The organism is Citrobacter sp. RHBSTW-00944, assembly GCF_013615435.1.
In the GTDB taxonomy this organism is placed as follows: Bacteria; Pseudomonadota; Gammaproteobacteria; order Enterobacterales; family Enterobacteriaceae; genus Citrobacter; species Citrobacter braakii.
Map to the genome: position 1 here is coordinate 1761702 of NZ_CP055418.1, position 13857 is coordinate 1775558.

The window sequence follows — 13857 nt, forward strand, 5'->3', positions numbered from 1 at the left end:
AATGAGTATATCAGCCTGACGGGATGAATAAAGCCTCTGTCAGGGGGAATCCATTTACCTGAATCTGCACGGATGTGTTATAATTTGCGACCTTTGAATCCGGGATACAGTAGAGGGATAGCGGTTAGATGAGCGACCTTGCGAGAGAAATTACACCGGTCAACATTGAGGAAGAGCTGAAGAGCTCCTATCTGGATTATGCGATGTCGGTCATTGTTGGCCGTGCGCTGCCGGACGTCCGAGATGGCCTGAAGCCGGTTCACCGTCGCGTACTTTACGCCATGAACGTATTGGGCAACGACTGGAATAAAGCCTATAAAAAATCTGCCCGTGTCGTTGGTGACGTAATCGGTAAATACCACCCTCATGGTGATACCGCCGTTTACGACACCATTGTTCGTATGGCACAGCCATTCTCCTTGCGTTACATGCTGGTAGATGGTCAGGGTAACTTTGGTTCTGTCGATGGCGACTCCGCAGCGGCGATGCGTTATACGGAAATCCGTATGTCGAAAATCGCCCATGAGCTGATGGCTGACCTGGAAAAAGAAACGGTGGATTTCGTCGATAACTACGACGGCACCGAACAAATTCCTGACGTCATGCCAACCAAAATTCCTAACCTGCTGGTGAACGGCTCGTCCGGTATCGCGGTAGGTATGGCGACCAACATTCCGCCGCACAACCTGACGGAAGTGATCAACGGCTGCCTGGCATACATTGACGATGAAGACATCAGCATTGAAGGGCTGATGGAACATATTCCGGGTCCGGACTTCCCGACCGCCGCGATCATCAACGGTCGTCGTGGTATTGAAGAAGCCTACCGTACCGGCCGTGGCAAAGTGTACATCCGCGCACGCGCGGAAGTCGAAGCGGATGCCAAAACTGGCCGTGAAACCATCATCGTCCATGAAATTCCGTATCAGGTGAACAAAGCGCGCCTGATCGAGAAAATCGCCGAGCTGGTAAAAGACAAACGCGTTGAAGGTATCAGCGCGCTGCGTGACGAGTCTGACAAAGACGGTATGCGCATCGTTATTGAAGTGAAACGCGACGCAGTCGGGGAAGTGGTTCTGAACAACCTCTACTCCCAGACCCAACTGCAGGTTTCTTTCGGTATCAACATGGTTGCGTTGCACCATGGACAGCCGAAAATCATGAACCTGAAAGATATTATTGCTGCGTTTGTACGTCACCGCCGTGAAGTCGTAACCCGCCGTACTATCTTTGAACTGCGTAAAGCCCGCGACCGTGCGCACATCCTTGAAGCACTGGCGATTGCGCTGGCGAACATCGATCCGATCATCGAACTGATCCGCCGTGCGCCGACCCCGGCAGAAGCGAAAGCAGCGCTGGTCGCGCGTTCGTGGGAGCTGGGTAACGTTTCTGCTATGCTGGAACGTGCCGGCGATGATGCCGCGCGTCCTGAATGGCTGGAGCCGGAATTTGGCGTGCGTGACGGTCAGTACTACCTGACTGAACAGCAGGCCCAGGCCATTCTGGATCTGCGTTTGCAGAAACTGACTGGCCTTGAGCACGAAAAACTGCTCGACGAATACAAAGAGCTGCTGGAGCAGATCGCTGAACTGCTGCACATTCTGGGCAGCGCCGATCGTCTGATGGAAGTCATCCGTGAAGAGATGGAGCTGATTCGTGAACAGTTCGGCGACGCACGTCGGACCGAAATCACCGCGAACAGCGCTGACATCAACATCGAAGATCTGATTAGCCAGGAAGATGTTGTCGTGACCTTGTCTCATCAGGGCTACGTGAAATATCAGCCGTTAACCGATTACGAAGCGCAGCGTCGTGGCGGTAAAGGCAAATCTGCAGCACGAATTAAAGAAGAAGACTTTATCGACCGCCTGCTGGTGGCCAACACCCATGACACGATCCTCTGCTTCTCCAGCCGCGGTCGTTTGTACTGGATGAAGGTTTATCAGTTGCCGGAAGCAAGCCGTGGTGCGCGTGGACGTCCTATCGTCAACCTGCTGCCACTGGAAGCTAACGAACGTATCACCGCAATTCTGCCAGTACGTGAGTACGAAGAAGGCGTCAACGTCTTCATGGCAACCGCCAGCGGTACCGTGAAGAAAACAGCGCTGACCGAGTTCAGCCGTCCGCGTTCAGCCGGTATCATTGCGGTTAACCTGAACGAAGGCGATGAGCTGATTGGCGTTGACCTGACGTCTGGTAGTGACGAAGTTATGCTGTTCTCTGCTGCCGGTAAAGTGGTGCGCTTCAAAGAGGGGGCTGTTCGTCCGATGGGACGTACCGCGACCGGCGTACGCGGTATCAAACTGGCGGAAAGCGACAGCGTGGTATCGCTGATCGTTCCGCGCGGTGAAGGTGCTATCCTCACCGTTACCCAGAACGGCTACGGTAAACGTACGGCGGCGGAAGAGTATCCGACCAAGTCTCGTGCGACCCAGGGCGTTATCTCCATCAAAGTCACCGAGCGCAACGGTTCCGTTGTCGGCGCAGTGCAGGTTGAAGATACCGACCAGATCATGATGATCACCGATGCAGGTACGCTGGTGCGTACTCGCGTGTCGGAAATCAGCGTGGTAGGACGTAACACCCAGGGCGTTATCCTCATCCGTACTGCGGAAGATGAAAACGTTGTGGGTCTGCAACGCGTTGCTGAACCGGTTGATGATGAAGAGCTCGACTCCATCGACGGTAGCGCTGCTGAAGGGGACGAGGATATCGCGCCTGAAGCGGAAAGCGATGACGATGCAGCGGACGACGCTGAAGAGTAATTAAGACGTGATAAAAAGGGCCGGAAATATCCGGCCCTTTTTTTTAATTCATTCGCTCCACTATCATCGCAATGCCCTGACCGCCGCCGATGCACAGCGTGGCCAGTCCAAGCGTTTGATCCCGTGCCTGTAGCGCATGCAGCAGCGTCACCAGTATTCGCGCGCCGCTGGCGCCGATAGGGTGTCCCAACGCAATTGCCCCTCCGTTGACGTTAACCTTTTGCGGATCAAATCCCAGCGTTTTACCGACGGCAAGAAACTGAGCAGCAAATGCTTCGTTGGCTTCGATCAGATCGATATCAGAAAGCTGTAAGCCGCTCAGTTGCAGTGCCTTCAGCGTGGCGGGAACCGGCCCCATCCCCATCATCGCCGGTGCTACGCCGCCACTGGCCCAGGCTTTGATCCGCGCCAGTGGCTTCAGCCCAGCCTCCAGTGCTGCGGACTCTTCCATTATCACTAATGCCGCTGCACCGTCGTTGATCCCCGAGGCGTTACCTGCGGTGACGGTTCCTGCTTTATCGAAGGCTGGACGCAATGCGGCGAGGCCTTCGGCCGTCGAGTCAGCTTTGGGGAATTCGTCACGCTCAAAGATGATGGTTTTCTTCCGTGATGACACGCTGACGGGCACGATTTCAGCCTCAAATGCGCCAGACTCGATTGCGGCAACGGCTTTACGCTGTGACTGCAGAGCCAGTTCATCCTGCATTTCGCGGCTGATGCCATACTCTTTGGCAACATTTTCTGCAGTGATCCCCATGTGGTAACCATGCTCGGCGCAGATCAGGCCATCGCGCAGAATCACGTCGGACAATTGCCCGTCACCGAGGCGATAGCCCCAGCGGGCTTTTGCGTCTAACAGGTAGGGGGCCAGGCTCATGTTTTCCATCCCTCCCGCGACGATCGCCTGGGCTTGTCCGGCCTTGATAGCGAGGGCGGCAAGCGCCACGCTTTTCAGGCCAGAGCCGCACACTTTGTTGACGGTAAAGCCGCAAACGGTGTCGGACAGGCCGCTTTTTAATAATGCCTGACGCGCTGGGTTTTGCCCGAGTCCTGACTGCAGCACGTTGCCCATAATCACCTCGTCCACGCGCTGTGGGTCAAGGTGCGCGCGTTCAAGAGCGGCTCTAATGACGGTTGAGCCAAGCTCGACGGCACCCGTAGTTGCCAGTGCGCCGTTAAAACTGCCGATTGCGGTACGTGCCGCGCTGACGATGACACAGTTTTTCATTTTTCAGTTCCTTTAATTAAGTTGTTGCCGTCAGAACAAGGTCAATCCAATAACAAAAATGACGCCGGAGAAGAGCAGGGCGGTGATGCAGTAGCCCATAATGTCGCGTACTCCGAGACCGGCGATGGCCAGCGCGGGTAGCGCCCAGAACGGTTGTGCCATGTTCATCCACTGCTCACCGTAGGCAATGGCCATGACTGATTTGCCAAGATCGGCACCCAGCGCCTGAGCGGCAGGCATGACGAACGGTCCCTGAATAACCCAATGGCCACCGCCGGATGGCACGGCAAAGTTAATCAGCGCTGAACTGAAGAAAGTCATCAGTGGGAAGGTATCTTTGTTGGCAACGTTGATGAAAAATTCAGTAATGAGCCCACCGAGGCCGGAGTGCTCCATCATCAACTGAATGCCGGCATAGAAGGGGAATTGCACCAGAATCCCAGCGGTACTCCGTGCGGCAGCACTAACGGCACGCATATAGGCCATCGGCGTTTTGTGCAGCAGCAAACCGGCAATCATAAACATCAGGTTGACGGTGTTGATGGTGATGTTGAAACCTTTCTCGGCAAAGTAGATACCCAGATAGGCAATCCCTAATGCACCGATGATCAGCGCCAGAATGCGGCTCTCTTCCAGTTTTTCAGATGGCGGCGCATCTGGCGGCAGTTTCTTCTGAAAATCAGCTTCTTCCAGTAACAGTTTCGGATCGATGCTCACCACATCTGAAGGTTTTGGCGTCATCATCCGGGTGATAAACGGCATCACCACAATCAGGCCGAGCGTGATGAAAATATTGAAGCCGGTGAACAGGGTATCCGCGACAGGAATGAGGCCCGCTACGTGCTCGACTGGGTTGCCAGGCGTTGCCGCCAGCAAAGGCATTGAGCCGGAGAAGCCGCCGCCCCAGGTCAGGAACCCGATGTAGGCGCAGGCAATCAGTAACGGATAATCGGAACCCGGTACCCGACGAGCAACTTCGCGGGCGAACATCGCCCCGACCACCAGACCAAATCCCCAGTTAATAACGCAGGCAACTGAACCAAAAAAAGTCACCAGCATGACGCCCTGAGCGGGGGTTTTGGCGGCGGATGCCGCCGTACGCAGCAGGCTTTTCACCGGCCCGGAACTGGCTAACGCATGGCCGGTTACGATGATCAGCGCCATCTGCATACCAAACGCCAGCAGGTTCCAGAAACCGTCACCCCAGAATTTCACCATGCTGATGGGGGTCTGCGGCGTTAACCACAGCGCGATGCCAAAGGTCAGCAACGTTAATAACATGGCGAAAATCAGTGGGTCGGGCAGCCAGCGGCTGACTACCCGTGTCATAAAGCGAGCGATGCGGCCAATCATGCGTCACCTCGCAGGATGCGCAGATCGTCGGCAATTTCAAACTGTGCTTCGGTTTTTTCACATAGCGTGGCGATGTCGCATCCTTCGACGATTTCAGTCAGCCACATCTTGCCATCTATAAAGCGGAATACAGCCAGCTCGGTGACCAGCATATGCACAGCATGCTGCGCGGTGAGCGGCATGGTGCATTGACGCAGGATTTTTGCGGAGCCGTCTTTTGCGCAATGCTCCATGGCGATAATGACTTTACGCGCACCGGTCACCAGATCCATTGCGCCCCCCATGCCGGGCACCATCTTGCCGGGAACCACCCAGTTGGCGAGGTTTGCCTGCTCATCGACCTGCAACCCGCCAAGCACACAGGCATCAACATGACCGCCGCGAATCAACGCGAACGACATGGCGCTATCAAACATCGCCGCGCCCGGCAAAATACCGCACGGTTGGCCGCCCGCGTTCACCAGGTCAGGATGGGCGGTGGTGACTGGGCCCAGCCCCAGAAAACCGTTCTCAGATTGCAGCGTAATGTGAATATCAGCAGGTAAGTAGTTAGCTACCATCGTTGGCAGGCCGATACCTAAGTTGACGATATCGCCATCGCGAAGTTCTTGCGCCACCCGGCGCGCAATACGTTGTTTAGCATCCATGATTAGCTCTCCTGTGGAATGACGATATGGTCGATAACGGCGGCGGGGGTCACAATCTGGTCAGGCTGCAGCTCCCCTGTTTCAACCATTTCGTCCGGTTCGACCAGCGTGATATCAGCGGCGAGGGCAATCAGAGGGTTAAAGTTACGGGCGCTGAGCTGGTAGGTGAGGTTGCCAAGCATGTCAGAGCGGTGGGCGCGAATAAGCGCTAAATCGGCGCGTAATGGGCGTTCAAGGAGCCAGGTTTTACCCTCAAGCGTCATGGTTTGCTTGCCTTCTTCCACGATGGTGCCAACGCCAGTGGGGGTCAGAAAGCCGCCAAGACCCGCGCCGCCGCAGCGAATCTGCTCGATCAGGGTACCTTGCGGAACCAGCTGTACATCCATCTCGCCGGCAATCATGCGACGACCGGTTTCCGGGTTTGTACCAATGTGCGAGGCAATCACTTTGCTCACCCGCCCATTGACGATCAGGGGGCCGATACCGGTATCGACAAAGGCGGTATCGTTAGCAATCAGCGTCAGATCTCTGACGCCGGACTCCAGCAGGGCTTCAACCAGACGAGGTGGTGTGCCAACGCCCATAAAACCACCGACCATGATGGTCATGCCATCACGAAAGAAGCCCGCAGCGTCTTGTAAGGTAATCAGTTTTGTTTTCATTATGTTTCCCTTTTTGCATACTCCATTTTGGGTACGCTCAGGGAATTGCAAGCAGGGTGCCAGAATGACTAAAGAAACGTATTAATGTTTAGTTTATTGAATTTATTGGTTTATTTTTGTGGTCTTGGTGAAAGGAGACCACGAGGGGTTATGCAGAATTTTGCGCAGTGTGCAAAATTCTGCATAGCAAATTTGCGTATCAGGAACCTGATGGGTCGATGCCGTACTCTTGTAATTTATACATTAAAGCGCGACGGCTAATTCCCAGCATCAGCGCCGTGCGGGTGCGATTGCCGTCCTGATTGTCGAGGACTTCGAGGATAATTCGTTTTTCCTCACGTTTAATCTCTTCTTTCAGATTGCGTTCCCCGGAGTAAGTCGGTTTTGTTTCTGTTGTGGCGCTAACCGGGTTGCGCAACGGGTCGGGGAGATCGTCGGCAAAGATCACCGCACCGGTATTCATAACGACTGCACGTTCGATGACGTTTGACAGTTCGCGAATGTTACCGGGCCAGGGCCAGGCGGTGAGGATCGACATCGCCGTCGGGTCGATTTCGATAATATCCCGCTGATTTTCAGAGCTGAATTTTTGTAAAAAGTGGTTTGCTAATAAGGCAATATCTTCACGACGCTCGCGTAATGGCGGCAAAGTCAGATGGATAACGTTGAGACGGTAAAACAGGTCTTCTCGAAACGTTCCTTCCTTCACCATCGTTTGCAGACAGCGGTTGGTGGCGGCGACGATTCGAATGTCAACGCGAATGGTCTGGTGCCCGCCGATGCGTTCAAACTCCCTCTCCTGCAAAATGCGCAGCAGCTTAGCCTGCAGCACCAGCGGCATCTCGCCAATTTCATCAAGCAATAAAGTTCCCTGATGAGCGCGTTCGAACAATCCCTGGCGTAATGTCTGTGCCCCGGTAAACGCGCCTTTTTCGTGACCAAATAGCTCGCTTTCCAACAACGACTCCGGCAGGGCCGCGCAGTTAATTTTGATAAAGGGGCCATTGGCGCGTTTGCTGTTGTAGTGAATGGCGCGGGCGATCAGCTCTTTTCCTGTACCACTTTCACCGCTAATCAACACGTTTGCCTGGGAGAGGGCGATTTTCGCCGTGTCTTTACAGATATCCATCATACGCGGGCTGGTGGTCAGAATGTGTCCCCACTGCCAGCTGGTGGTCAACGCTTTATGCAGATTGCGGATTTCCTGTTTCATCTCCTGCAGTTGCAATGCGCGTTGAATCACCATGCTTAGCTCGTCGAGATCAAAGGGCTTAATCACGTAGTCGAATGCGCCGCTACGTAAAGCTTCTACTGCGGTTTCTACTTCAGCGTAAGCGGTCATCAGTATGACGGGGATCCGTGGTTGCTGCGTGCGCATAACTTTCAGCGCGTCGATACCGTCCATCTCCGGCATGCGAATGTCCATCAGCACCACGTCTGGCTGCGTTTCGCTAAACAGGCTCAGCGCGGCTTTCCCGTCGCTGGCGCAATGTGTCTCATGCCCTTGCAGGGAAAATGCGGTGGCAAGCATACGGCGAACATTTTCTTCATCATCAACGATGAGAATACGATAGGTCGTTTTCATTCTGACGGATTTCCCTGCGGGTTAAGAGGTAAAATCAGAGTGAATATCGCCCCGCAGCCAGGCTGGCTGGTTACGTGGATATCCCCCTGATGCGCGTTGATGATGCGCTGGCTCAGCGCCAGTCCAAGACCGGTGCCTGATGCTTTTGTCGTAAAAAAGGGATCGAATATTTTCTTCTGTATGGCGAGATCGATACCGTTGCCATTATCTTCAATCATCACGGCCTGTTGCGAGGCCGAGTATTGCCAGGTACGGATGCGAATTTCGCCTCGCGCAGCGATCGCCTGTACCGCATTGATTAAAATATTGAGGATCACCTGTTTGAGGAGTTCGCGATCGGCGACGAGCGGCGGCAGGCTGGGATCTAATTCCGTTGTAAAGGCGATCCGTGCCTGTAGGCCAGCGGTTTGCACCAGGATTAGCGTCTCTTCAATGAGCGCATTGAGCCGAATCTGTTGCCACTGGCTTTGTCGTGGTCGTGAGAAATCTAACAGTTGTTGAATAACTTTATTGATGGAATCAATTTCATTCAGCACAACAGATAAATATTCCTGATGTTCCGGCAGCGAGGTTTGCTGGCGGATGATCTGGACGTACCCACGAATTGCGGTCAGCGGGTTTCGCACTTCATGCGCGACGCCGGCCATCAGCTCACCCAGGGTGGCAAGCCTTTCGGTTTGCGCCAGTCGACGCTGGGTCTCTTTACGGGCGGTTAAATCGGAGAAAATAACCAGCGCGCCAATCAGCTCGCCGTGTGCGTTATGGATCCGACTGGTGGTTACACTGATCTCAATGGTGCGTTCACGTCCTGGAAAGCTAATTTCCTGGGCCACATGTTCAGTACCGTGCTCAAGGGTGTCCAGTACCGGGCTATAAAACTGCGTATTGGCAAAGAGCGTCGCATAGGGCTGTCCGACCAGCTCATGCAGCGTGTAGCCCGTTATCTGTTCTGCCGCCGGGTTCATGGTGGTAACGTCGCCTTGCCTGTCGATGGCGATCACGCCATCTGCGGCATTTTCAATGATCAGATCGTTAAGGGTTTTGGTTTCCCGTAGCGTTTGTGCCAGCGCATTGACGCTACGGCTGATTTGTCCTAACTCGCCGGGGAGTTCAGGCAATCGGGTAGGGGTTTTTTGTGCCAGCGTGGAAAGCCCATCGGTGATGATGTCGATATTCGCACTGAGTCGGCGTGAGAAGTGCACGATGAGCAGCAGACTACAGATGAGCCCGGCAACCAGTACGGCAATAATCCTGACGTCCATTCTCCAGGCCTGCTGGCGGATATCTTCGGTGAGCTCATTGGCCCAGATATACCCAATAACCTCTCCCTGGCGCGCTATTGGGATCATCGAGTTGAGTATGTCGCCGCGAACCTGTCGCCCGGAATAGACCACAGGCGCGTTGCTACTCATCACTTCGCGCCCGGGATGATCCTCGGTGATGGTGATACCTACGTTGCCTTGGTAAAGCGCGGAGGGAGCGTAGGTGATAATTGCATCCAGCGCTTTGTGATAATACCCGGCGCCAATGCCGGGAAACGCTTGCGTAATGCGCTCGGTGATGGGGGCCAACTCTTGATTAAGCGCGCGAATGCGTGCTTCACGCGGCAAATTTGGGTAGTGACTAAAGCGGTCGCCCAGCGCATCGTTTAGCAGGGTTATCACCGATGACAGTTTTTTCTCTTTTTCAGATAAGACTGCTGAACGGCCTTCAGTTTCTACGATATAACCTATAGATATCGTCGGAATGATGACCATCAGGATGGCCATCATGATCATTTGGTTGCGTAATCGTCGTGGGTATAACCGACGAGCCAGCCATCTCAGGTCGCGCATTCTGACATCCGTGCAGTGTTTTTCAGGCAAACGACGATTATCACGGGTTAAGACAATGGTTTCAGAGCGGTGTATCATATTCCCGTAAAGAGAGGGCATTGCGACGCCGGACATTTACCGCTACCTTAACCACACTCTATTAATGCCCTGAGGCGGAGCTTCGCCCCTTTGAAATACCTTGCTTCCGTTCATTCAACGCTAAAAGTCTCACGCTATCTGTTCAGGGCGTTGGCGCTCCTGATCTGGGGGCTAATCGCATTTGCCTCCGTTTTCTACATCGTGAATGCGCTGCACCAGAGAGAGTCCGAGATTCACCAGGAGCTTAACCTCAGTTCCGATCAGGCCCAACGTTACATTCAGCGCACCTCTGATGTGATTAAAGAGCTGAAATATATCGCGGAGAATCGCTTAACGGCGGAAAACGGCGTGATGTCGTTGCGCGCGCGGGATGATAAAACCGCCGTGCCAAACTTCGAGCCGCTGTTTGCCGACTCCGACTGCTCGGTGATGGGCAACGCCTGGCGAGGTTCGCTGGAATCGCTGGCGTGGTTTATGCGCTACTGGCGGGATAACTTTTCCGCGGCCTATGATTTGAATCGTGTGTTCCTGATCGGCAGCGACAACCTTTGCATGGCCAATTTCGGTCTGCGTGATATGCCTGTCGAACGTGACGGGGCGTTGAAGGCGCTGCATGAGCGCATTATTAAGTATCGCAATGCACCGCAGGACGAAAATGGTAATAACCTGTTCTGGATTAGCCAGGGGCCGCGGCCGGGGATAGGCTATTTCTATGCGCTGACGCCGGTTTATCTCGCTAATCGCCTGCAGGCGCTGTTGGGTGTGGAACAGCCTATCCGCATGGAGAACTTTTTCACGCCGGGCAGTTTGCCGATGGGAGTGACCATCCTTGATGAAAATGGTCATGCGCTGATTTCGCTCACCGGTCCTGAGGGGAATATTAAGGCTGAACCTCGCTGGATGCAGGAGCGCTCCTGGTTTGGCTATACGTCGGGTTTTCACGAACTGGTGCTGAAGAAAAACCTGCCACCGTCATCGCTAAGCATTGTGTACTCCGTACCGGTTGACCTGGTACTGGAGCGGATCCGCATGATGATCCTGAACGCTATTCTGCTGAATGTGCTGGTTGGCGCGGCGTTATTTATGCTCACGCGCATGTATGAGCGACGCATTTTTATTCCTGCGGAAAGCGATGCCCAGCGTCTGGAAGAGCACGAGCAGTTTAACCGTAAAATCGTGGCTTCCGCGCCGGTTGGGATTTGTATTCTGCGTACGATAGATGGCATTAACATCCTGAGTAATGAGCTGGCGCACACCTATCTCAACATGCTAACGCATGAAGACCGGCAACGGTTAACGCAAATTATCTGCGGCCAGCAGGTCAATTTTGTTGATGTGCTGACCAGCAACAATACCAATCTGCAAATCAGCTTTGTGCACTCGCGCTATCGTAATGAAAACGTGGCAATTTGTGTGCTGGTTGACATCAGCGCGCGCGTTAAAATGGAAGAGTCGTTGCAGGAGATGGCGCAGGCGGCGGAGCAGGCGAGCCAGTCCAAATCGATGTTCCTTGCGACGGTAAGCCACGAGCTGCGTACGCCGCTGTATGGCATTATCGGTAACCTTGATTTGTTGCAAACCAAAGAGTTACCCAACGGAGTGGATCGCCTGGTGACGGCGATGAACAACTCTTCCAGCCTGCTGTTGAAGATTATCAGCGATATTCTCGATTTCTCGAAAATTGAATCTGAACAGCTGAAGATTGAACCGCGCGAGTTTTCACCGCGAGAAGTAATGAATCATATTACGGCTAACTATTTGCCGCTGGTGGTTCGCAAACAGCTGGGGTTGTACTGCTTTATCGACCCGAATGTACCGGTGGCGCTCAATGGTGATCCGATGCGTTTGCAGCAGGTGATTTCCAATCTGCTGAGTAATGCTATCAAGTTTACCGATACCGGCTGCATTGTGCTGCACGTGCAGTGTAACGAAGACTATCTCAGTATTCGCGTGCGTGATACCGGGGTTGGGATCCCAGCTAAAGAGGTCGTCCGCTTGTTCGATCCTTTCTTCCAGGTGGGAACCGGCGTACAGCGTAATTTCCAGGGAACCGGGCTTGGTTTGGCTATCTGTGAAAAACTGATCAGCATGATGGATGGGGATATTTCCGTCGATTCTGAACCGGGAATGGGTAGCCAGTTTATGCTGCGTATTCCGCTTTATGGCGCGCAGTACCCGCTGAAAAAAGGTATCGAAGGGCTTGTCGGCAAACGTTGCTGGCTGGCGGTGCGTAACGCGTCGCTGTACCAGTTTATTGAATCCAGTCTGGCGCGTAACGGGATGACGGTGCAGTGCTATGAGGGACAGCAACCGGATGCGGATGACCTGCTGATTGCCGACGATGTGCTGGAGCAGGCGTGGCAGGGACGCGCCGCGGTGATTTTCTGCCGTCGTCATATCGGTATTCCGCTGGAAAGGGGGCCTGGGGAGTGGGTGCACAGCGTGGCATCGCCTCACGAATTGCCCGCGCTGTTGGCGCATATCTACAGCCTTGAGCTGAGCAGTGAAGAGCTTTCAACGGCGTTGCCAGCCCCGGATAAAGTTGCTGCAACTAACGATGACATGATGATTCTGGTGGTCGACGATCATCCTATCAACAGGCGTTTACTGGCCGATCAGTTGGGATCGTTGGGGTATCAGTGTAAAACCGCGAATGACGGCGTGGACGCACTCAATGTACTGAGTAAAAACCATATCGACATCGTGCTGAGCGACGTTAACATGCCGAACATGGATGGTTATCGTCTGACCCAGCGTATTCGCCAGTTAGGATTAACCCTGCCGGTTGTCGGCGTGACGGCCAACGCGCTGGCTGAAGAGAAGCAGCGTTGCCTGGAGTCAGGTATGGATAGCTGTCTGTCTAAGCCGGTGACGTTAGATGTATTGAAGCAAACGCTGACGGTCTATGCGGAAAGAGTGAGAAAGGCGCGGGAATAAAAGAGGCCGGATGGGGGCATTTGCCTTATCCGGCCTACGGAACACGCACAACATCGTGTCATTCGTAGGCCTGATAAATGCCGTGCCATCAGGCACGTCGAGGTTAAAAGAATTACTCTTTGTCTGACGGACTCAGCGTGACGGAAGAAAGGTAATTCAACAGGGCGATATCGTTTTCCACACCGAGTTTCATCATTGCCGACTTTTTCTGGCTGCTGATGGTTTTAATACTGCGGTTGAGTTTTTTCGCGATTTCAGTAACCAGGAAACCTTCGGCAAACAGGCGCAGAACTTCGCTCTCTTTCGGTGACAGACGTTTGTCGCCGTAACCGCTGGCGCTGATTTTTTCCAGCAGACGAGAAACGCTTTCCGGGGTGAATTTCTTACCCTTCTGCAGCGCGGCAAGCGCTTTCGGCAGATCTGTTGGCGCGCCTTGCTTCAGGACAATTCCTTCAATATCGAGATCCAGCACCGCGCTCAGGATTGCCGGGTTGTTGTTCATAGTCAGAACAATAATCGACAGGCTCGGGAAATGGCGCTTGATATACTTAATTAACGTGATCCCGTCACCGTATTTATCTCCCGGCATGGAGAGGTCGGTAATCAACACATGAGCATCTAACTTAGGCAAATTGTTGATCAGTGCAGTGGAGTCTTCAAATTCGCCGACAACGTTTACCCACTCGATTTGCTCAAGTGATTTACGAATACCGAACAGTACAATCGGGTGGTCATCGGCAATAATTACGTTCATAGTGTTCATGTAT

Annotated in this window: 9 protein-coding genes; 2 read left to right on the top strand and 7 right to left on the bottom strand. The window is 53.7% G+C overall.

All coding sequences use genetic code 11. The features are described from left to right. The first annotated feature begins 128 nt into the window (after positions 1-128). Positions 129-2765 (top strand): DNA topoisomerase (ATP-hydrolyzing) subunit A, encoded by a 2637-nt coding sequence (gyrA, locus tag HV334_RS08355; RefSeq protein ID WP_016153796.1) that lies wholly within the window; start codon positions 129-131, stop codon positions 2763-2765. A gap of 43 nt (positions 2766-2808) precedes the next feature. On the opposite strand, the gene HV334_RS08360 is transcribed toward gyrA, so the two are convergent. From HV334_RS08360 to atoS, 6 genes are all read right to left on the bottom strand, one after another. Beyond that, the gene (locus HV334_RS08360; protein WP_047359204.1) at positions 2809-3993 is read right to left on the bottom strand and encodes an acetyl-CoA C-acetyltransferase; all 1185 of its coding nucleotides are present in this window, start codon (positions 3991-3993) and stop codon (positions 2809-2811) included. 30 nt (positions 3994-4023) lie between these two features. Further along, positions 4024-5346 carry a TIGR00366 family protein gene (locus tag HV334_RS08365; RefSeq protein ID WP_016153794.1) on the bottom strand — a complete coding sequence of 441 codons (1323 nt, stop codon included), beginning with the start codon at positions 5344-5346 and terminating at the stop codon, positions 4024-4026. Then, on the bottom strand, positions 5343-5993 hold the full coding sequence (locus tag HV334_RS08370) for a 3-oxoacid CoA-transferase subunit B (protein WP_016157021.1): 651 nt from the start codon (positions 5991-5993) through the stop codon (positions 5343-5345). The genes HV334_RS08365 and HV334_RS08370 overlap by 4 nt, the downstream gene beginning before the upstream one ends. Positions 5994-5995: 2 nt before the next feature. Beyond that, on the bottom strand, positions 5996-6655 hold the full coding sequence (gene atoD / locus HV334_RS08375; RefSeq protein ID WP_016153792.1) for an acetate CoA-transferase subunit alpha: 660 nt from the start codon (positions 6653-6655) through the stop codon (positions 5996-5998). 199 nt (positions 6656-6854) lie between these two features. After that, the gene (gene atoC, locus HV334_RS08380; RefSeq protein ID WP_019077262.1) at positions 6855-8240 is read right to left on the bottom strand and encodes an acetoacetate metabolism transcriptional regulator AtoC; all 1386 of its coding nucleotides are present in this window, start codon (positions 8238-8240) and stop codon (positions 6855-6857) included. Continuing rightward, entirely contained in the window at positions 8237-10075 is a 1839-nt protein-coding gene (gene atoS / locus HV334_RS08385; RefSeq protein ID WP_095715831.1) for a two-component system sensor histidine kinase AtoS, read from the bottom strand. The genes atoC and atoS overlap by 4 nt, the downstream gene beginning before the upstream one ends. 168 nt (positions 10076-10243) lie before the next feature. On the opposite strand from atoS, the gene rcsC reads away from it, so the two are divergent. Further along, positions 10244-13090, top strand: coding sequence for a two-component system sensor histidine kinase RcsC (gene rcsC / locus HV334_RS08390; RefSeq protein ID WP_019077260.1), 2847 nt, complete (start codon positions 10244-10246; stop codon positions 13088-13090). 112 nt (positions 13091-13202) lie between these two features. Here the strand turns inward: rcsC and rcsB are convergent, their stop codons facing one another. Then, a complete protein-coding gene (gene rcsB / locus HV334_RS08395; RefSeq protein WP_003027592.1) occupies positions 13203-13853 on the bottom strand; it encodes a response regulator transcription factor RcsB in 651 nt (216 codons plus the stop codon). Positions 13854-13857 lie beyond the last annotated feature (4 nt).